The 19,668-nt window shown below is 66.2% G+C and carries 16 protein-coding genes and 1 tRNA gene; 12 read left to right on the top strand and 5 right to left on the bottom strand.

The window, feature by feature from the left end:
• Nucleotides 1-15: 15 nt before the first annotated feature.
• Both INQ42_RS04990 and efp read right to left on the bottom strand, forming a co-directional pair.
• Nucleotides 16-1,353 carry a TRZ/ATZ family hydrolase gene (locus tag INQ42_RS04990; RefSeq protein ID WP_194035399.1) on the bottom strand — a complete coding sequence of 446 codons (1,338 nt, stop codon included), beginning with the start codon at nt 1,351-1,353 and terminating at the stop codon, nt 16-18.
• Complete coding sequence (efp, locus tag INQ42_RS04985; RefSeq protein WP_194035398.1) at nt 1,353-1,919, bottom strand: elongation factor P; 567 nt, start codon at nt 1,917-1,919, stop codon at nt 1,353-1,355. Before efp ends, INQ42_RS04990 begins: the two co-directional genes overlap by 1 nt.
• A gap of 112 nt (nt 1,920-2,031) precedes the next feature.
• Between efp and epmB the strand changes: the two genes are divergently transcribed.
• The gene (gene epmB, locus INQ42_RS04980) at nt 2,032-3,084 is read left to right on the top strand and encodes an EF-P beta-lysylation protein EpmB (RefSeq protein ID WP_194035397.1); all 1,053 of its coding nucleotides are present in this window, start codon (nt 2,032-2,034) and stop codon (nt 3,082-3,084) included.
• A gap of 101 nt (nt 3,085-3,185) precedes the next feature.
• Nucleotides 3,186-5,264, top strand: coding sequence for an EAL domain-containing response regulator (locus INQ42_RS04975; RefSeq protein WP_194035396.1), 2,079 nt, complete (start codon nt 3,186-3,188; stop codon nt 5,262-5,264).
• An 81-nt stretch (nt 5,265-5,345) separates the two neighbouring features.
• Here INQ42_RS04975 and htpX read toward each other — a convergent pair whose 3' ends face one another.
• Nucleotides 5,346-6,248: a protease HtpX gene (htpX, locus tag INQ42_RS04970; protein ID WP_194035395.1), complete on the bottom strand. Its 903-nt coding sequence runs from the start codon at nt 6,246-6,248 to the stop codon at nt 5,346-5,348.
• A 122-nt stretch (nt 6,249-6,370) separates the two neighbouring features.
• Between htpX and gluQRS the strand changes: the two genes are divergently transcribed.
• The 3 genes from gluQRS to phaR all read left to right on the top strand — a co-directional run bounded on the left by gluQRS (nt 6,371) and on the right by phaR (nt 8,711).
• Nucleotides 6,371-7,297, top strand: a complete 927-nt coding sequence (gluQRS, locus tag INQ42_RS04965; protein WP_228064438.1) for a tRNA glutamyl-Q(34) synthetase GluQRS — start codon at nt 6,371-6,373, stop codon at nt 7,295-7,297.
• A 101-nt stretch (nt 7,298-7,398) separates the two neighbouring features.
• Nucleotides 7,399-8,139 (top strand): acetoacetyl-CoA reductase, encoded by a 741-nt coding sequence (gene phbB, locus INQ42_RS04960; protein ID WP_194035393.1) that lies wholly within the window; start codon nt 7,399-7,401, stop codon nt 8,137-8,139.
• A gap of 83 nt (nt 8,140-8,222) precedes the next feature.
• A complete protein-coding gene (gene phaR / locus INQ42_RS04955; RefSeq protein ID WP_043958875.1) occupies nt 8,223-8,711 on the top strand; it encodes a polyhydroxyalkanoate synthesis repressor PhaR in 489 nt (162 codons plus the stop codon).
• A gap of 9 nt (nt 8,712-8,720) precedes the next feature.
• Here phaR and INQ42_RS04950 read toward each other — a convergent pair whose 3' ends face one another.
• Complete coding sequence (locus INQ42_RS04950; RefSeq protein WP_194035392.1) at nt 8,721-9,638, bottom strand: M48 family metallopeptidase; 918 nt, start codon at nt 9,636-9,638, stop codon at nt 8,721-8,723.
• A gap of 34 nt (nt 9,639-9,672) precedes the next feature.
• Nucleotides 9,673-11,511, bottom strand: coding sequence for an SUMF1/EgtB/PvdO family nonheme iron enzyme (locus INQ42_RS04945; protein ID WP_228064437.1), 1,839 nt, complete (start codon nt 11,509-11,511; stop codon nt 9,673-9,675).
• 168 nt (nt 11,512-11,679) lie between these two features.
• On the opposite strand from INQ42_RS04945, the gene rnd reads away from it, so the two are divergent.
• The 7 genes from rnd (at nt 11,680) to INQ42_RS04910 (ending at nt 19,667) form a co-directional block, all read left to right on the top strand.
• A complete protein-coding gene (gene rnd, locus INQ42_RS04940) occupies nt 11,680-12,819 on the top strand; it encodes a ribonuclease D (protein ID WP_407070786.1) in 1,140 nt (379 codons plus the stop codon).
• A gap of 41 nt (nt 12,820-12,860) precedes the next feature.
• A tRNA-Ala gene (locus INQ42_RS04935) sits at nt 12,861-12,936 on the top strand.
• Between the two features lie 300 nt (nt 12,937-13,236).
• Nucleotides 13,237-14,871, top strand: coding sequence for a TldD/PmbA family protein (locus tag INQ42_RS04930; protein WP_194035391.1), 1,635 nt, complete (start codon nt 13,237-13,239; stop codon nt 14,869-14,871).
• Nucleotides 14,872-14,890: 19 nt separating this feature from the next.
• Nucleotides 14,891-16,525 (top strand): TldD/PmbA family protein, encoded by a 1,635-nt coding sequence (locus tag INQ42_RS04925; RefSeq protein ID WP_194035761.1) that lies wholly within the window; start codon nt 14,891-14,893, stop codon nt 16,523-16,525.
• 34 nt (nt 16,526-16,559) lie between these two features.
• Nucleotides 16,560-17,894 (top strand): TldD/PmbA family protein, encoded by a 1,335-nt coding sequence (locus INQ42_RS04920; protein ID WP_194035390.1) that lies wholly within the window; start codon nt 16,560-16,562, stop codon nt 17,892-17,894.
• A gap of 36 nt (nt 17,895-17,930) precedes the next feature.
• A complete protein-coding gene (locus INQ42_RS04915; protein WP_407070785.1) occupies nt 17,931-18,653 on the top strand; it encodes a DUF4159 domain-containing protein in 723 nt (240 codons plus the stop codon).
• Nucleotides 18,654-18,668: 15 nt separating this feature from the next.
• On the top strand, nt 18,669-19,667 hold the full coding sequence (locus tag INQ42_RS04910) for an AAA family ATPase (RefSeq protein WP_194035389.1): 999 nt from the start codon (nt 18,669-18,671) through the stop codon (nt 19,665-19,667).
• The last annotated feature ends 1 nt before the right edge of the window (nt 19,668 follow it).

Genomic DNA, 19,668 nt, shown 5'->3' with positions numbered 1-19,668 from the left:
TGGAACTCCGGGTGTTCAAGCTTGGATCGCGGCGATCCGGGTGCGCCATTGGCGCGCGTTGGCAATCAGTGCCTGGCAATCCATGCCGACCAGTTCGCGCTGCTGCATGCGCGTCTTGCCGTCGATCCAGACATCGGTGACCTGATGGCGGCCGGTGGCATACACCACCTGGGAGACGACGTCGTGCAGCGGCTGGGTTTCGATCTGCTGCAGATCCACGCACGCCAGGTCGGCACGTTTGCCCACCTCTATCGAGCCGATGCTGTCCTCCAGCCCCATCGCCCTCGCACCGCCCAGGGTCGCGGCCCGCAACGCGCTGACGGCACTGAATGCGGTCGCGTCTCCAGCGACGGCCTTGGCCAGCTGCGCGGCGGTGCGCATCTCGCCGAACATGTCCAGATCGTTGTTGCTGGCCGCGCCGTCGGTGCCGATGGCGATGTTGATGCCGGCCTGCTCCAGCTTGCCGACGGGGCAGAAACCGGATGCCAGCTTGAGGTTGGATTCGGGGCAGTGCACCACGCTGACGCCGCGCTCGGCGCACAGGCCGATCTCGGCATCGGTCAATGAGGTCATGTGCACGGCGATCAGTCGGTCATTGACCAGGCCGAGCCGTTCCAGGCGGGCCAAGGGACGCTGGCCGTACTTCTGCAGCGACTCCTCGACCTCGTGCGCGGTCTCGTGCGTGTGCAGGTGCACCGGGATGTCGAGCTGGTCGGACAGCATCCGGATCCGCTCGAAGCTGGCATCGGAGACGGTGTAGGGGGCGTGCGGAACGAAGGCCATCGTCACCAGTGCGTTATCCCGCCACTGGTCATGGACATCGATGGCGCGATCGAAGTACTCCCCATCCGACTTCGCCCAGGCGGTGGGAAAATCGATGACCGGCAGGCCGACCCGCGCGCGGAAGCCGAGCTTCTGGTACGTCGCTGCCTGCACGTCGGGGAAAAAGTAGTTCTCGTTGGCGCAGGTGGTACCGCCACGAAGCATTTCCGCCACGGCCAGGGTCACTCCGTCGGCGACGAACTCCGGACCGATGACCTCGGCCTCGATCGGCCAGATGTGCTCCTGCAGCCACACCATCAAAGGCAGGTCATCGGCGATGCCGCGCAGCAGCGTCATCGGGTTGTGCGTGTGCGCGTTGACCAGGCCGGGGATCAGCACCGAGCCCGGGCGCGCCACCGTTTCGCGTGCGTGGAAACGCTGCCTGGCCTCGGCCGTCGGCAACAACCCGACGATCGCGCCGTTGGATATGGCGACGGCGTGATCCACCAGCACGTCATTGCCGGGTGCGACCGGGACCACCCAGCCCGCCTCGATCAGCAGGTCGCATTCGCGCGGCGCGGTATCGCTCATTACTTGACCCGGCTGACGTATTCGCCGGAGCGCGTGTCGACCTTGATGATCTCGTCCTGGGCCACGAACAACGGCACGCGCACGACGGCGCCCGTCTCCAGGGTTGCCGGCTTGCCGCCGCCGCCGGAGGTATCACCACGCACGCCCGGATCGGTCTCGACGATCTTCAGGTCGACGAAGTTGGGCGGCGAGACAAAGATCGGGTTGCCGTTCCACAGGGTCACGACGCAGTCTTCCTCGCCCTTGAGCCACTTGGCCGCATCACCCACGCCATTCTTGTCGGCCTGGACCTGGTCAAACGACTCCGGATCCATGAAGTGCCAGTGCTCACCGTCGGTGTACAGGAACTGCATGTCCGTATCCATCACGTCCGCGCCTTCCAGCGAGTCGGTCGCCTTCATGGTGACTTCCTGGGTACGCCCGGTCTTGATGCTGCGGTACTTCACGCGGGTGAAAGCCTGGCCCTTGCCGGGCTTGATGAAGTCCGTATCAGTAATGACGCAAGGCTCATTATTGATGAGGATCTTCAGGCCGTTCTTGACGTCGTTCAAGCCATAGGTGGCCATCGGGAACTCCTGGAGTGTGGTGGAAAGCCGGGTGCCGGGGCCGCGTGTGTGACGGCCCGCTAGAATGGACGGCTGCACCCGGTGGACCGGTTGCAGGCAAATCTGGATACGAATGATAACCGCAGGCCCCTCGCCCATACAGTCAGACCCCGCGCCGCAACGTTGGCAACAGTTGTGGCGCGACGCGGTGCGCGATCCGCGCGAGCTGGCAGGGCTGCTCGGCCTGAACCCTGACCGCTTGGGCATCAGTGACGCCGCGGCGAGCCAGTTTGCGCTGCGCGTGCCGCGCGGGTTCATCGCGCGGATGCGCCGCGGCGATCCGAATGACCCCCTCCTGCGGCAGGTGCTGCCGCTGGATGCGGAGATGCAGTCGAGCCCTGGATTCAGCCTGGACGCCGTGGGCGACGGCCCGGCCAACGCCGGCACCGGGGTGATCCGCAAGTACCGCGGCCGCGCCCTGCTGGTCGCCACCGGCAGTTGCGCGATCAATTGCCGCTACTGCTTCCGCCGCCACTTCCCCTACGCCGAGCAGAACGCGTCGATCGGAGGCTGGGGCGATGCGGTCGCGGCGATTGCCGCCGACCCGGACATCAACGAGGTAATCCTTTCCGGCGGCGATCCTTGGTCATTGTCGACCGCGAAACTCGCCGCGCTGACGGACACCCTGGCGGACATTCCGCATATTCGCCGCCTGCGCGTCCATACCCGGCTGCCGGTTGTGCTGCCCGAACGGGTCGATGCGGAACTGGTCCAATGGCTCGCCGACCTGCCCTGGCCGGTCGCGGTGGTACTGCACGCCAACCACGCCAACGAGTTCGACGAGCACGTCGACGCGGCGGTCGCTCGACTGCGCGGCGCCGGCGCCACGGTGCTCAACCAGGCCGTGCTGCTGCGCGGCGTCAACGACTCGGTGGATGCGTTGGCGGCCCTGAGTGAGCGCGGGTTCGCCGCAGGCGTGCTGCCCTATTACCTGCACCAGCTCGACCGCGTGCAGGGTGCCGCGCACTTTGAGGTGAGCGATGAGCGTGCGCTGGAACTGCATGCGCAGCTGGCCGCGCGCCTCTCGGGTTATCTGGTCCCGCGCCTCGTACGCGAGGTGGCCGGCGATAGCGGCAAACGCCCCTTGGCTGCGGTGACGGACGGAGACCGCTGGGAAGCTGGGTAGCACGGTCCGCTGGACGCCAGGAGGCACGAAGTGACCCGACGCAAGTCTTGGGTGACACTCTTGCGCGATACTCGCCCTCCAAGCACCGGGAAGGAACGCACATGCAATTGGGGAAGGACAAGACGCTGCGCCTGATGATCGTCGACGACAGCGTCGACGATGCCGAGGCCATCGCCAACACATTGCGCAACAGCGGGATCGCAGTGCGTCCCAGCCGCCCGGAGACCGCCGACGCACTCGCCGGGCTGCTCGCCACCCAACCCATGGACCTGCTGCTGGTGGCCCGAAGCTCGCAAGCGATCCCGCTGGAGCAGGTGGTTGCCCAGGTGGGCAGCAGCGGCAAGGACCTGCCGATGGTGGCCATGGTCGAGACCATGGATGCCGAACAGATGCTCCAGATGAGCAACCTGGGAATCCACGCCACCGTGCTGCGTGACCAGCCCGCGCACATGGAAGCGGTGATCCGCCGCGAGTGGAGTGACCTGGAAGCCCGGCGCGCTCTGCGCCGGCTCGAATCGCAGGTGCGCGAAACCGAGCGCCGCTGCGACGCGTTGATCGACTCCTCGCGCGACCCGATCGCCTACGTGCACGAGGGCATGCACATCCGCGCCAACAGCGCCTATCTGGAGATCTTCGGCTTCGAGTCCTTCGAGGACATCGAGGGGATGTCCTTGCTGGACCTGATTGCGCCGCAGCACATCGACGAATTCCGCGACCTGTTGAAGCGCCTGGGCAAGGGCGAGGCGCCGCCGCCGCGCCATGAGATCGAAGCGCGCACGCTGGACGGCACCGGCTTCCCGGCGGTCATGGAGTTCACCTCCGCCAGCTACGAGGGCGAGGCCTGCCAGCAGGTCGTGCTGCGCCGCCAGGAGCTGGATCCGGAGCTGGCGCGCGAGGTGGAGGAGCTGCGCCATCGCGACCAGGTCACCGGCCTGCTGAATCGTGCCAGCTTCCTGCGCACGCTGGAGGATGCGGTTACCGATGCCGCCCGTGACGCGGGCCGCCAGGGGTTCCTGCTGGTCGAGCCCGACCACTACGCCCACCTGCTGCAGGACATAGGCCTTGACGCAGCCGACGAGTTGATCGCGGCGTGCGCGAAGCGGCTGCAGAGCGCGCTGGGCGAAAACGACATTGCCGCGCGCTTCGGCGAACACCAGTTCGCCGTCCTGCGCCCGGACAGCGACTACCACGACACCACCGCGCTGGCCGAGTCGATCCGCGCGGCCTTCGCCAATCATGTGCTGGAGACCGAGGCGCATTCGCTCACCGCCACCGTCAGCATCGGCGGCGTCCAGATCGGGCAGAAGATCGCCAGCGTCACCGAAGTGCTGGGCAAGGCGCATGAAACCGTGCAGGCCAACCTGGCCGTTGGTGGCAACCGTATTGACATCTTCGACCCCGGAGCGGTCGACCGTGCCGAGCAGGAGCGGATCGAGGCCTGGGTGACCCGGATCCGCGACGCCATCGACGGGGACCGCTTCACCTTGCACTACCAGCCGCTGATCGGCCTGCACGGCGAGCCGATCGAGATCTACGACGCCTACCTGCGCATGCTCGGTGAACACGGCGAGCTGGTGCCGCCGCCCGCGTTCCTGCCCATTGCCGAGGAACACGGACTGTTGTGGGAGATCGATCGCTGGGTGGTGGGCAAGGCCATCGATGCGATCGGCGCGCGCATGAAGGCCGGTCACCGCACGACCCTCATGGTGCGCATCAGTGAGGTGTCCCTGCAGGACGACAGCCTGGCCCAGCACGTCGCCGAACGTCTGGCCAAGTTCGAGGCCGATGGCGCCCTGCTGGTCCTGCAGTTGCCCGAGTCGAAGGTATTCACCCACCTCAAGGCCGCCAAGGATTTCCAGCAGCAGATGGCCAGGCTCGGGGTGCGCGTAGGCCTGGAGCAGTTCGGCAGCGGGTTGAACTCCTTCCAGTTGCTGAGCCACTTTGACGCGGCGTTCCTCAAGCTCGACCGCAGCTATATGGAGGACCTGCCGGCCAACCCCGAATACCAGGCACGGATCCGCGAGATCGCAGCGAAGGCGCGCGAAACCGGGCCACAGACGATCGCCGAATTCGTCCAGGACGCGGCCAGCATGAGCGTGCTGTTCGCTGCCGGAATCGATTACGCGCAGGGCCAGTTCCTTGCCGCCGCCGGGCCGGAGATGGACTACACCTTCGGTTGAGAGGTCCCAGCCGCTGGAGCAAAGCGGTCAAACAGAAAAACCCGCCAGATGGCGGGTTTTCCTTTTGCTGAAAAGAGTCGATCAGGCCACCGTGCGCACCGTGTCCGCCCGCGCCCGCAGGGCGTTGATTCGCTCCTCCAGCGGCGGGTGGCTGAGCAGCAGGCGGCGCATGCCATGGCCGACCGCGCCGCTGATCCCGAACGCGGCCACCTGATTGGGCAAGGTATTGACGCCGTTGTTCTGGCCGAGCTTCTGCAGCGCGGCAATCATCTTGTCGCGACCGGCCAGGCTGGCGCCGCCGGCATCGGCGCGGAACTCGCGGTAGCGCGAGAACCACATCGCGATCATGTTCGCCAGCAGGCCAAACACCATGTCCAGCACGAACACGGTGATGTAGTAGCCAAAGCCGACGCCGCTGCTCTCGCGGTTGCCGCTCAGGTAGCTGTCGACGATCCTGCCGACGATCCGGGCCGCCACGATCACGAACGTGTTGAGCACGCCCTGCACCAGCGCCATCGTCACCATGTCGCCGTTGGCAACGTGGCTGACCTCGTGCGCAAGCACCGCTTCCGCCTCGTCGCGGCTCATTGAGCCCAGCAGGCCGGTGGATACCGCCACCAGCGAATTGTTGCGGGTCGGTCCGGTGGCGAAGGCATTGATCTCCGGCGCCTCATAGATCGCGACCTCCGGCATCTTGATCCCGGCAGCCTCGGCCTGCCTGCGCACCGTGGCAACCAGCCACTGCTCGGCCTCGTTGCGCGGCGTCTCGATCACCTGTGCCCCGGTGGAGCGCTTGGCCGCCCATTTGGAAATCATCAGCGAGATCAGTGAACCGCCAAAGCCGAAGATCATCGCGAACACCAGCAAGGTGCCGTTGTCACCCAGCCGGATGCCAAAAACGCCCTGCAACACGCTCAGTACCACGCCCAACAGCACCATCACCGCCAGGTTGGTGGCCAGGAACAACCCGATCCGCTTGAACATCGACACTTTCCTTACCTGCGCGGGTTGCGCAGCCGTACCGCAATCTGTGGCACGCTCAGGCCAAATTCAAGAGCCAGCGATCCTGAGACACCATGGCGTCAGACTTGGACTGTCCGCATTTGGTGACCGACCGACCGGACCCGCGCGCGGTCGTGCCGCGAAGTGGCTACCGCGGCCGCTTCGCGCCCTCACCCACCGGGCCACTGCATGCGGGCTCGCTGCTGTCCGCGCTCGGAAGCTGGCTGCTCGCCCGCTCGGCCGGCGGTGAATGGCTGGTCCGCATCGAGGACGTCGACCGCACCCGCGAAGTCGCCGGCGCCGCCGCCGCGCAACTCTCGGCGTTGAGCGCTTTCGGGCTGCGCCCCGACGCGCCGGTCGTATACCAGTCGCACCGCGAACCGCTCTACCAGCAGGCACTGGAAAAATTGCTCGACGCCGGGGCCGCCTTCGAATGCCACTGCAGCCGCAGTCAACTGGCCGCGGTCGGGGGAATCCATCGCCGCTGCGTGGCACGATCGGACCGGCGCGACCCGGCGACCCGCTTCCGTGTCGCCGATGACAGCGCGATCTCCTTCACCGACCGGATCCGCGGACACGTACAGCAGGACGTCCAGCGCGAGGTCGGCGATTTCGTCATCCGCCGCTCGGATGGATGCTGGGCCTATCAGCTGGCGGTCGTGGTCGACGACGCAGCGCAGGGCATCACCGACGTGGTCCGCGGCGCGGACCTGATCGGATCCACCGCGCGCCAGATCCTCCTGCAACGCGCCCTGGGTCTGCCGACCCCACGCTACGCCCACCTGCCGCTGTTGCTCGATGCGGCCGGGAGGAAGCTCTCCAAGTCCGAGCGGGCCCACCCACTGGACCCTTCCGATCCGGTTCCCGCGTTGCGCAGCGCGTGGAGGATGCTGGGCCAGGATGTCGCGTGCCTGCTCGACGCCGCCGACGTGGAGACGCTCCTGGAACAGGCCGTCGCGAACTTTGAACCTGGCCGGATCCCGGTCAAACCAGCACGGAGTGAACCGGCGGCGACCTCGCACAAACGCTGACGCTCTGATACACCTTAGGGCCCCACCCCGACACCACCGGGCCAGCCATCACCCGCCTGGCCCCACCCGGAAGCCCACCGGCCCTCATCTAGGAGAACACCATGTCGCAACGCATCGCCCTGGTCACCGGAGGTACCGGCGGAATCGGTACCGCAATCGTCAAGCGGCTCAGCAAGATGGGGCACAAGGTGGCGACCAACTACCGCGACGAGGCCCGTGGACGCGCCTGGCAGGAAAAAATGAAGGCAGAAGGATATGACGTCGTTCTCGCCGCCGGCGACGTGTCCTGCCCGGAGCAGGGCGCCGCCATGGTCCGGGACATCGAGAAACAGCTCGGGCCGGTCGACATCCTCGTCAACAACGCCGGCATCACGCGCGACGCCACGTTCCACCGGATGACGTCGCAGCAATGGGACGAGGTGATCTGCACCAACCTCAACTCGTGCTTCAACATCACCCGCGCAGTCATCGAAGGTATGCGTGAGCGCAAATGGGGCCGCATCGTCCAGATCAGCTCGATCAACGGTCAGAAGGGCCAGTACGGGCAGGCCAACTACGCCGCGGCCAAGGCAGGCATGCACGGTTTCACGATCTCGCTTGCACAGGAAAACGCGCGGATGGGGATCACCGTCAATACGGTATCGCCAGGCTACATCGGCACCGAGATGGTGATGGCGGTACCGGAGGAAATCCGCGAGAAGATCATCGCCCAGATCCCCACCGGCAGGCTCGGTACGCCCGATGAAATCGCCTACGCGGTCAGCTTCTTCATCCCCGAGGAGGCCGGCTGGATCACCGGCGCGAACCTGTCGGCAAACGGTGGCCAATACATGGGTTGGTAACCTCGCCTGCACCTCTGGCGATGTTGCAAGGCTCCGGTTGCTCCGCCATGCTGCGGGGCATCATTGCTGCAGGCGACCTGTCGATGTCATCCAAGCGTGTCATCAAGAAGTATCCCAACCGGCGTCTCTACGACACCCGCATCTCGAGCTACATCACCATCGAGGATGTGCGCCAGCTGATCGTCGACGGCGAGGAGTTCGAGGTGGTGGATGCGCGATCGGGCGATGACCTCACCCGCCAGGTGCTGCTACAGATCATCACCGAGCACGAGCAGGATGGAGAGCCGATGCTCTCCACCGAGCTGTTGAGCCAGATCATCCGTTTCTATGGCGACTCGCTGCAGGGCTACATGGGCAGTTACCTGGAGCAGTCGATGCAGGCGTTTCTGGACCAGCAGCAGCAGTTCCGCAAGCAGATGGGCAACGTCCTGGGCCAGACGCCGTGGACGATGATGAATCAGCTCACCGAGCGCAACATGACCCTGTGGAAAGAGTTCCAGAAGAACTTCTCGGCCAGCGTCGGCCAGGCGCCCAGGTCGGAGCGCAAGACCGACGAGCCGTCGGATTCCTGATCGCAGCCCCTACTGCAGCGCGCCGCCGCAGTACTTCTCGTAGAACCCCACCGCCTGCGGCATGAGCCCCTGCAAAGTCTGGATGCGGTTGTCCGGATCCGGATGGGTGGAGGCGAATTCCGGTGGGCGCGAACCACCCCCCAGCTTCGACATCCGCTCCCACAACGGCACCGCCGCACGGGGGTCGTAGCAGGCCGCCGCAGCGAGCATCAGACCGACTTCATCTGCCTGGGTTTCGTGGTTGCGACCGTACGGCAGGATCAGCCCGTATTGCGCGCCGGCGCCCAGTGCAGCCATCACCGCCTGTTGCTGCTGCGGATCCATGCCGTCCACGGCCATGCTCGCCGCGATCTGGCCCATCTGCACCAGGTTCTGCTGTGCCATGCGCTGCGAGCCGTGCCGCAGCAGCGCGTGGGCGATCTCGTGCCCCATCACGACCGCCATCGCGTCCTCGGTCTGGGTAATCGGCATCAGGCCGGTGTAGACGGCCATCTTCCCGCCCGGTAGGCAGAAAGCGTTCGCCTCGTCGGACTGGATCACGCTCACATCCCACTTGAAGTCCTTGTAGGTGGTAGGCGCCTGCTGCTGGTTCTGCGCGGCGAGATCCGCGGTCACCTGCGGCACCTTTTCGATCAGGCGGTTGGCGATCTCCCGGATCTGGCGGCTGGCCGGCGCATCGGGCGGCAATAGTGCCCCCTGGCCCTGCGCGTCCGCCTGCACCTGGCGGTACGCCTGTGCACCCAGGTCGACCTCTTCACTGGTGCTGACGCCGTAATGCGCGGTCTCGCCGGTGTACGGATCGGTCTCGGCCGAGCCAAACCACTGCCATGCGGCGAAGGCAGCAAACGCCACCAGGATCCACCAGCGGACGCCCACACCGCGGCGGCGCCCAGGTCCGGGCCGATTTCCCATGCGATCGGTGTTCATCGTGTTTCCTCAAAGGGGCCGGGGTGCTGCCGGCTCAGATCTCGCGCACCACGCGGAAGCCTACCCGCGCGTTTGTGGTGTTCGCGTCACTGCCCAGGCGCCACGAGGAACGGGTCTGCTCCGGCGAGCTGGCCCAGGAACCACCGCGAACCACCCGCTCGCGGCAGCCGGGATTGACCCAGGCCTTGGCCGATGACGGCGCCCGTCGATAGCTCCCGTGCCAGCAGTCTCCGACCCACTCGCTGACGTTGCCGGCAATATCGAACAGGCCGTAGCCGTTGGGTGCGAAGCTTGCTGCCGGCGCGGGGCCCCAGGCACCGTCGCCGTAATCCTGGAAAGCATTGCGCCAATGCCGACCGCTGGGCGACTCGTCCAGGGCACCGGTGTAGTTGCCGCTGCCGGGCGGAGGCGAACCTTCTCCCCACGGATAAGGACCCGGGTTGCCCGCACGCAACATGTACTCGAATTCGGCCTCGCTCGGAAGCCGGTAGCGATGCCCGGTCTGATCGGCCAGCCACTCGGCATACGCATCGGCATCGCCGGCGCTGACGTGGATCACAGGCAATTGATCCGCCGCCGGCCGCCCGGTGTAGTCGTGTCGCCAGTCCACGCCGTTGCGGCGGACCAGGTTGCCACTGCGTTCGTCATAGATAGTGGAATAGCCGCGCCGCGCCGCACGCGTGGTGTGCCCGGTGGCGGTGACGAAGCGACGGAACTCGGCAACGGTGACTTCGTGCTGCGCGACGGCCAGTCCGCGATCAAAGCGTATGCTGCGCGCCGGTCGCTCGGCATCCGTGGCTGCCGCGTCATCCTCGCTTGCGCCCATGCGGAACCCACCGTGAGGGATCACCACCATCTCCGGCCCTCGCCCGCCCAGTCGGAGCCCTTCGGTGAACACCTGGCCCGGCCTGAAAAGGCCGTAGTGGCTGGCCAGCTCGATGCGCTCACGCAGCTCCACGGCTGCCGGGTTGCCTTCCGGGGCGATGCGCAGGAGGTTGGCCAGATGGCCGCGCGCGACATCCACGCCACCTTCAGCGCTCAAGGCAGCGATGCCCTGGTCACGCAGGCTGCCGATGCGGGCGAGCCGCACGCGGTTGATCTGCCCGCGTGCGCGATCCACGGTCCCCATGTCAGGCCTGACCTCTGCGGCGCGGTCCAGCCAGATCTCTGCAGCGTTGTAGTCATCGTCTTCCGCCGCTTTTTCGGCGCGCCGGATGAGCGCGCTCTCCGCGGCGGCCAGCCCCTGGGAGGCCCGCGCATTTCGCGGCCGAAGCTCCAGTGACTGGCGGAACCAGCCGATCGCTCCTCCATCGCCAACTTCGCCGATATCGCCCTGGTTCAGTGCACGCTCTCCGCGAAGGCTGGCTTCCTGGGCGCGCTCGACCGTCTGCAGCTGATCGAGATAGGCAATGACCCGGGGATCCTCCGGAGCGACGACGCGGACGACCGAGCCGACCTCCTGTGCCTGGCGCAAGCCGGATGGATCATCTTCCACGGCAGCAAGCGCCTCGCCGGCGCGGACGACCAGGGCATCGAGCGCATCGCCGAGGCCCTGGCGGATTTCGACATCCTCCGGCGCCGTCTGGCGGAGGGCGAGATACAGCGGGATGGCATCGGCCTCGCCACCAAAAAGACGCCCTTCCTCGAGCGCGACGCGAGCCAGCTCCTTCAGCTCCCCGGTGTTTTCCTCATCCACATCGATGGCAGGCGCTTCCCACACCACGACCTCAGGCAGGGCCTCGTCGGGGCCGATGGTGACCACCGGGGCGGTCGCAACCGACCCGCTCGGAGCAGTGTCGTCGACCGATGTACCGTTACCGGAGCGCGAGCATGCCGAGCCGATCAGGACGGCCACCAACAGCAAAGCTTTCACTGCAAGTCGAGCCTTCACGCCCTTCGCGCGCGACGATGCCGCTGGCACTGGGTTGCGCAATCGTCCTCCTCGCCCGTGGGCTGTCGCGGTGGGGCGCGCCGATAAGGGCACGCTGAAAGTAGGCTATTGTCGCCGCTCCCGGCAACTCCCGTCTCCGGCCTACTCCACGTGACAGATTCCCAGAACGCCAAGCCTCATCCCACCGACTCATCTCCCGTCTGGATCGACTCTCCCGAGCAGCTCAGCGCCAGCCTCGCCCACGGACCCCGGCGCATCGGGGTGGACACCGAATTCATCCGCGAACGCACCTATTGGCCGAAACTGGCGCTGGTGCAGATCGCGCTGGAGCGCGACGGACAGCTCGAGATCCTGCTGGTGGACAGCCTGGCGCCGGGCATCAATGAAGCGCTCGCGGCGATCCTGGCCGATACGACGATCCTGAAGATCATGCACAGCCCCAGCGAGGACCTGGTCGCCTTCAAGCACGCGTGTGATGCGCTGCCGCGCCCGCTTTTCGATACCCAGCTGGCGGCCTCGCTGACCGGGGTGGGCGGCGGCATGGGTTACCAGAAGCTGGTGGAAAGCATCACCGGCGTGCCGCTGGCCAAGGGCGAGACACGCTCGGACTGGCTGCGCCGACCGCTGTCGGCATCGCAGCTGGAATACGCCGCCGACGACGTCCGCCATCTGTTCGAATTGCACGATGTGCTGGAAAGCATGCTGCAGAAGCAGGGCCGCCGCGACTGGCTCGCTGCGGACGCGGAGCGCACGCTTGCCAACGCGGATGCCGACGGGCTGGAGCGTTGGCCGCACCTGTCCCTGCGCGGCTCGCAGTTCCTGGATCCCGATGCCCAACGCAGCGCGATCCGGCTGTTGCGCTGGCGCGACCGCTACGCACGCGAGACCGACCGCCCGCGGGGCTGGATCCTCGACAACGAGCTGGCCTTGCTGGTCGCGCGGGAGCAGCCCACCGGCACTGCAGCGCTGCAGGACTTGCTCGACGGCCATCCCAAGGCACCGCGCAAACTGACCGACATCATATGGAATGCCTTACGCACCCCTGTCGACGACGAAGCGGACGCACCGGATGCGCGACTGGCGGAGAAGCGCGACAAAACACGCCTGCGCGCGTTGCAGGACGCCGTCGCGAAGCTCAGTGTCGAACTCGACCTGCCGGCCGGCGTGCTCGCCTCGCGCAAGCACCTGGAAAGCCTGCTTGACCACGGCGAGTGGCCAGACGCGCTTGCCGGCTGGCGGCAGGAAGCGCTGGAGCCGGTGCTGACGCCATTGCTGGAGGGGAAACACTAGCGCTGGCGTCGCCGCGCCGTTAGACTTGGCTCCGATTTCATGGGGCGGTAGCTCAGCTGGGAGAGCGCCACGTTCGCATCGTGGAGGTCAGGGGTTCGATCCCCCTCCGCTCCACCATGAAACAGTCCGGATCGCATCCGGGACGGTAAAAGGCCCTGCCACCGGTGCAGGGCTTTTTGCTGTGTGGGCCATCAACCGGGATCAGACGGGTCTCCCGGCTTCCTGTCCGAATGACGGTGGTTTGTTTGCGTGATGAGGCCAAGTCGCGCCGGATCCGGATCTGTCCCAACGGATGTGTCGAAGGTCACTTGACGCCTTCCGGACTCCTCACCACAGTCGATTCACGCAGTTCTCCCTCCTGTCTCCAACGCTTTGCGTTCGTCAAAGCGGGTCGAGCACACCAGTGGCGCATGAACGATGGATAGACGGCAGTTTCTCACTCTCAGCAGCCTCGGCGTCGCCGGTCTGGCGATCCCCGGATGGGGCCACGCCATTGCAGCGGAGGCACTTCTGGATCCTGCGCTCGACGTGGCGATGAAAAAATCGCTCGCCGACACGGCGTTGCAGGCGGCAACCGACAGCGGCGCGTCGTACTGCGATGTCCGCATCGGCCGCTACCTTCGCCAGTTCGTGATCACCCGCGAGGACAAGGTCCAGAACGTGGTCAATACCGAATCCACCGGCATCGGCGTGCGGGTCATCGCCGATGGTGCCTGGGGTTTCGCGGCGACCAACGACATGGGCGCGGCGGGTGTCGCCGAGGCGGCCAGGCAGGCGACGGCCATCGCCAAGGCCAACGCGAAGACGCAGACGGCTCCGGTAATCCTGGCCCCCACGCCCGGACTCGGCGAGGTGAGCTGGAAGACGCCCATCCGCAAGAATGCGATGGCCGTGCCGCTCAAGGAAAAGGCCGACCTCCTGCTGGGCGTCAATGCCGACGCGATGGGCGCGGGGGCCAGCTTCGTCAATTCGATGCTGTTCCTGGTCAACGAGCAGAAGTATTTCGCCTCCACCGACGGCTCCTACATCGACCAGGACGTGCATCGGATCTGGGCGCCGATGACGGTCACCGCGATCGACAAGGCCAGCGGCAAGTTCCGCACCCGCAGCGGCCTGTCAGCGCCGATGGGCATGGGCTTTGAATACCTGGACGGCGACGCCTCGGGCCGCTTCGTGCTGCCCAACGGCGTCACCGCCTACGGCCAGTCCTACGACATGCGCGCCGACGCGATCGCTGCCGCCAGGCAGACCGTGGAGAAGCTCAAGGCGCCGTCGGTCAAGCCCGGCAAATACGACCTGGTGCTCGACCCCTCGCACACCTGGCTGACCATCCACGAATCGGTCGGCCATCCGCTCGAGCTGGACCGCGTGCTCGGCTACGAAGCCAACTACGCCGGGACCAGCTTCGTCAGCCTGGACAAGGTCCGCGACCGGTTCCAGTACGGCAGCAAGAACGTCAACATCTTCGCCGACAAGACCCAGGCCGGAAGCCTGGGCGCGGTCGGCTACGACGATGAGGGCGTAAAGACCCGCCGCTGGGACCTGATCAAGGACGGCAAGCTGGTGAACCTGCAGGCGACGCGCGACCAGGTCCACCTGCTGGGCGAGGACGCATCGCACGGCTGCTCCTACGCGGACTCCTGGTCGAGCGTGCAGTTCCAGCGCATGCCCAACGTGTCCATGGCCCCCGGCAACGCCAGACTGAGCGTGGCCGACATGATCAAGGACGTCGAGAAAGGCATCTACATCATTGGCGACGGCTCGTTCTCGATCGACCAGCAGCGCTACAACGCGCAGTTCGGCGGCCAGCTGTTCTACGAGATCGAGGACGGCAGGATCACCGGGATGCTCGAAGACGTCGCCTACCAGATCCAGACGCCGGAGTTCTGGAACTCCTGCGTGGCGGTCTGCGACAAGAGCGACTACCGCTTCGGCGGGTCGTTCTTTGACGGCAAGGGCCAGCCTTCGCAGGTGTCGACGGTGTCCCACGGCTCCAGCACCGCGCGCTTCAACGGCGTCAACGTGATCAACACCGCGCGCAACCTGGGTTGATGGAAGGGCACGAGCGATGATGCACCGCCGCGATTTCCTCAAGGCCTCCAGCGCAGGGCTCGGGCTGCTGTTGCTGCCCGCGTTCGGCCGGGCCATTGCCGCCGAGGAGCTGACCGGCGGTATCGATGCCGCCTTGAAGAAGCGCCTGGCCGACACCGCGCTGGATGCCGCCAAAGCCGGCGGCGCGAGCTACTGCGACGTGCGCATCGGGCGCTACCTGCGCCAGTTCATCACGACCCGCGAAGACAAGGTCGAGAACGTCGTCAATACCGAATCGACCGGCGTCGGCATCCGCGTGCTGGCCAACGGCGCCTGGGGTTTTGCCGCCACCAACCAGCTCGGTACCGATGCGGTAGCCGAGGCGACCCGGCAGGCGCTGGCGATCGCGAAGGCCAATGCCGGCGCGATCACCGAACCCGTGCAGTTGGCCCCCACCCGCGGGGTCGGCGAGGTCAGCTGGGCGACGCCGATCCAGCGCAACGCGATGGAAGTACCGATCAAGGACAAGGTCGAGCTGCTGATGTCCGCCAATGCCGCGGCGACCGCCGCCGGTGCGAGCTTCGTCGCCTCGCGGATGTTCCAGGTCAACGAGCAGAAATACTTCGCCTCCACCGATGGCTCCTACATCGACCAGGACATGCATCGCATCTGGACCCCATTCACGGTCACCGCGATTGACAAGGCCAGCGGCAAGTTCCGCAGCCGCGACGGGCTGTCCTCGCCGATGGGGATGGGCTATGAATTCCTCGACCCGAAGCCGCAGCACCGCTTCGAGTTGCCCGGCGGCGTGGTGATGTACTCGGATTCCTACGACATCGTCGCCGACGCCGCGGCCGCGGCGCGCGATGCCAGGGCGAAACTCAAGGCGCCGTCGGTCAAACCGGGCAAGTACGACCTCGTGCTGGACCCCAGCAACCTGTTCCTCACCATCCATGAATCGGTCGGTCATCCGCTGGAGCTCGACCGCGTGCTCGGCTACGAGGCCAACTACGCCGGCACCAGCTTCGCCACGCTCGACAAGTGGCGCTCGGGCGATTACCGCTACGGCAGCGACCAGGTGACCTTCGTCGCCGACCGGACCCAGCCGCACTCGCTCGGCGCGATCGGCTTCGATGACGAGGGCGTGGCGGCGAAGCGCTGGAACCTCGTCGAGGACGGCGTGCTGGTCAATTACCAGGCCACCCGCGACCAGGCCCACATCATCGACGAAGAGCGCTCGCACGGTTGCTCCTACGCCGATTCGTGGTCGAGCGTGCAGTTCCAGCGCATGCCCAACGTCTCGCTGGCGGCCGGCAAGTCCGAGCTGTCGCCGGCGCAGATGATCAAGGACATCGACGACGGGATCTACATCTTCGGGCGTGGCTCCTACTCCATCGACCAGCAGCGCTACAACGCCCAGTTCGGCGGCCAGCTGTTCTATGAGATCAAGGACGGCCAGGTCACCCACATGATCGAGGACGTGGCGTACCAGATCCGCACGCCGGAATTCTGGAACGCGTGCTCGGCCACCTGCGATCAGCGCGACTACCGCCTGGGCGGGTCGTTCTTCGACGGCAAGGGCCAGCCCTCGCAGGTATCGGCCGTCTCACACGGATCCAGCACCACCCGCTTCGACGGCATCAACGTCATCAACACGGCACGCAACCTCGGCTGAGAAGCCAGGCACGCACCAATCAGGAGTTGCACAGATGGGTATGTTCACCGAACAGGAAGCCAAGGCGATCCTCGACAAGGTCATCGCCCTGTCGACGGCCGACGAGTGCACGGCGACACTGACCGGCGCGATCGACGGCAACGTCCGCTTCGCGCTGAACAATATCTCCACCAGCGGCGTGGTCAGCAACACCGATCTGGGCGTGCAGGTGGCGTTCGGCAAGCGGGTCGGCACTGCGACGATCAACGAGTTCGACGACGCGGCGTTGAAGCGCGTGGTGCAGCGCGCCGAAGAGCTGGCCAAGCTGGCCCCGGAAAACCCCGAGTTCGTTCCCGCCGTCGACAAACAGCAGTACAAGCCAAGCCCGACCTTCAACGCGGCGACAGCGGCGATCACGCCCGAGTACCGGGCCCAGGTCGCGGCCGATTCGATCGCGCCCAGCAAGGCGGAGAATCTGGTTGCCGCCGGCTTCCTCAACGATGGCCAGCGCTTCTCCGCGATGGCCAACAGCAAGGGCAACTTCGCCTACCAGAAGGCCGCTGCGATGGATTACACCTGCACCGTGCGCACCGAGGACGGCACCGGTTCGGGCTGGGTCGGACGCAACCTGGCCGATGTCAGCGACTTCAACGTGGGCAATGACATCCAGACCGCGATCCGCAAGGCGCGCAGCTCGTCGGGTGCCAAGGCGCTGGAGCCGGGCAAGTACACGGTGATCCTGGAGCCTGCTGCCGCGGCTGGCCTGGTGTCGTTCATGATGCGGTTCTTCGATGCGCGCCAGGCCGACGAGGGCCGCAGCTTCCTGTCCAAAAAGGGCGGCGGCAACAAGCTCGGCGAGCAGGTCTACGACCCGCGCGTGAACATCAGCTCCGACCCGTGGAACCCCGAAGCCGCGGTCCTGCCCTGGGACGAGGAGGGCCTGCCGCGCGAGAAGATGGCGCTGGTCAAGGACGGCAAGATCGCCAACCTGCAGTACTCGCGCTTCTGGGCCAGGCAGCAGGGCAAGCGTGCGGTCGGCCGGCCCGGCAACCTGCTGGTGGCCGGCGGGACCAAGTCCACCGGCGACCTGGTGCGGGAAACCCAGCGCGGCATCCTGGTCACCCGGACCTGGTACATCCGCATGGTCGATCCGCAGACCGTGTTGCTGACCGGGCTGACCCGCGACGGCACCTTCTACATCGAGAACGGCGAGATCAAATACCCGGTCAAGAATTTCCGCTTCAACGAATCGCCGGTGATCATGCTCAACAACATCGACGAGCTTGGGAGGCCGGTCCGCGTGGCCGGCGATGAGTCGGACATGGTGATGATGATCCCGCCGATGAAGCTGCGCGACTTCACCTTCACGTCGCTCTCGGACGCGGTCTAGCGGTGTTCGCGGCGCTTCATCGCCCGTGTTGACGGGATGAGCAGCGTCGCCGGTCGCCGGCATTTCCTGCGCATGTTCGGTGCGGCCGCTGCGGGCGCCCTGCTCGGCCCGCTGCCGTTCGCCACCGGCGCGCAGACCACGAATTACGACTTCTGGTTCACCCGCCTGCGCTACGAGTCGGGTGACTGGGACGTCGACGAACGCATGCCGTCCAATGTGCTGACCTCGCTGATCGACTACACCAGCCTTCGCGTCGACCCGAAGGAGCACGTGCTCGACCTGGCCGATCCGAAAATGCTGATGGCGCCGTTCTGCTACCTCGCCGGACACAAGCTGGTCGAGTTCAACCCGGCCGAGCGTCGCAACTTCGAGCAATACGTGCGCAACGGCGGGTTCGTCTTCGTCGATGACTGCAACCACGACATCGACGGCCTGTTCGCCCGATCGTTCGAGGCGCAGATGGCCTCGATCTTCGGCAAGTCGGCGATGAAAAAGCTGCCCAACAGCCATGCCCTGTACCGCAGCTTCTTCATGTTCAAGGACGGCCCGCCCGCCACGACCTTCGAGCTCAACGGCTGGGGCGACGACCTGGTCCACGACTACCTCAAGGGCATCGAGGTCAACGGCCGCCTCGGCGTGCTCTACAGCAACAAGGACTACGGTTGCGAGTGGGACTACGACTGGCGCAACCGGCGCTTTCTGGCTGAAGACAACACCAAGCTTGCGGTCAACATCGTGATCTACGCGCTGACCGCGTGAACCAACGAGACCCCCATGAACGACGCCCCCACCGAAATCGATATCCGGTCCGAGCTGGCCGGGCTGGACACCCTGCGCGCCGCCATCGCCAAGGCGATCGTGGGCCAGGACGAGGTGGTCGAACAGTTGCTGATTGGCCTGCTCGCCGGTGGCCACTGCCTGCTTGAGGGCGTGCCCGGGCTGGGCAAGACACTGCTGGTGCGCTCGCTGGGGCAGGCGCTCGACCTGGGCTTCCGGCGCATCCAGTTCACTCCGGACCTGATGCCCAGCGACATCATCGGCACCGAGATCCTGGAGGAGGACCACGGCACCGGGCATCGCAGTTTCAAGTTCCAGCGAGGACCGGTATTCACCAACCTGCTGCTGGCGGACGAGCTCAACCGCACGCCGCCCAAGACCCAGGCCGCGCTGCTGGAGGCGATGCAGGAGCGCACCGTCACCTACGCGGGCGTCACCCATCCGTTGCCCTCGCCGTTCTTCGTGCTGGCGACCCAGAACCCGATCGAGCAGGCCGGCACCTATCCCTTGCCGGAGGCCCAGCTCGACCGCTTTCTGTTGCATGTGCGGGTCGCCTACCCCACCCAATCCGAGGAACGCGACATCCTCGTCCAGACCACCGGCACCCACCACGCCGAAGTCCCCCGGGTGATGGACGGCGACGCGATCCTCGCCTTGCAGGCGCGTGTGCGCGAGGTCCATCTGGGTGACGATCTGCTGGACTGGATCATCCGTCTGGTTCGCGCCACGCGACCCGATGAAGGCGCGCCCGGCGAAGTGCGGGAGTGGGTGAAATGGGGTGCCGGCCCGCGTGCAGGACAGTCGCTGGTGCTCGCGTCCAAGGCCCGGGCCTTGCTGCACGGACGCCTGGCCGCGACTCGCGAGGACGTGCTTGCGCTTGCCGCACCGGTCCTGCGCCATCGCCTGCTGTTGTCGTTCACTGCCGAGGCCGAACAGAAAAGCACCGATGACGTCATCGAAGCGCTGTTGGGGGCCGTCCCGCTGGCGCCACGCTGAG

Origin of the sequence: Lysobacter avium, assembly GCF_015209745.1 — a bacterium.
Taxonomy (GTDB): domain Bacteria; phylum Pseudomonadota; class Gammaproteobacteria; order Xanthomonadales; family Xanthomonadaceae; genus Novilysobacter; species Novilysobacter avium.
The sequence above is the reverse complement of the archived record's forward strand: the minus strand, read 5'-3'. Positions and strand labels throughout refer to the sequence as shown.

What these genes read in the sequence shown, in the direction of transcription:
- INQ42_RS04990 (WP_194035399.1), bottom strand. Translation starts at nt 1,353, where the DNA reads ATGAGCGATACCGCGCCGCGCGAATGCGACCTGCTGATCGAGGCGGGC.
- efp (WP_194035398.1), bottom strand. Translation starts at nt 1,919, where the DNA reads ATGGCCACCTATGGCTTGAACGACGTCAAGAACGGCCTGAAGATCCTC.
- epmB (WP_194035397.1), top strand. Translation starts at nt 2,032, where the DNA reads ATGATAACCGCAGGCCCCTCGCCCATACAGTCAGACCCCGCGCCGCAA.
- INQ42_RS04975 (WP_194035396.1), top strand. Translation starts at nt 3,186, where the DNA reads ATGCAATTGGGGAAGGACAAGACGCTGCGCCTGATGATCGTCGACGAC.
- htpX (WP_194035395.1), bottom strand. Translation starts at nt 6,248, where the DNA reads ATGTTCAAGCGGATCGGGTTGTTCCTGGCCACCAACCTGGCGGTGATG.
- phbB (WP_194035393.1), top strand. Translation starts at nt 7,399, where the DNA reads ATGTCGCAACGCATCGCCCTGGTCACCGGAGGTACCGGCGGAATCGGT.
- phaR (WP_043958875.1), top strand. Translation starts at nt 8,223, where the DNA reads ATGTCATCCAAGCGTGTCATCAAGAAGTATCCCAACCGGCGTCTCTAC.
- INQ42_RS04950 (WP_194035392.1), bottom strand. Translation starts at nt 9,638, where the DNA reads ATGAACACCGATCGCATGGGAAATCGGCCCGGACCTGGGCGCCGCCGC.
- INQ42_RS04930 (WP_194035391.1), top strand. Translation starts at nt 13,237, where the DNA reads ATGGATAGACGGCAGTTTCTCACTCTCAGCAGCCTCGGCGTCGCCGGT.
- INQ42_RS04925 (WP_194035761.1), top strand. Translation starts at nt 14,891, where the DNA reads ATGCACCGCCGCGATTTCCTCAAGGCCTCCAGCGCAGGGCTCGGGCTG.
- INQ42_RS04920 (WP_194035390.1), top strand. Translation starts at nt 16,560, where the DNA reads ATGGGTATGTTCACCGAACAGGAAGCCAAGGCGATCCTCGACAAGGTC.
- INQ42_RS04915 (WP_407070785.1), top strand. Translation starts at nt 17,931, where the DNA reads ATGAGCAGCGTCGCCGGTCGCCGGCATTTCCTGCGCATGTTCGGTGCG.
- INQ42_RS04910 (WP_194035389.1), top strand. Translation starts at nt 18,669, where the DNA reads ATGAACGACGCCCCCACCGAAATCGATATCCGGTCCGAGCTGGCCGGG.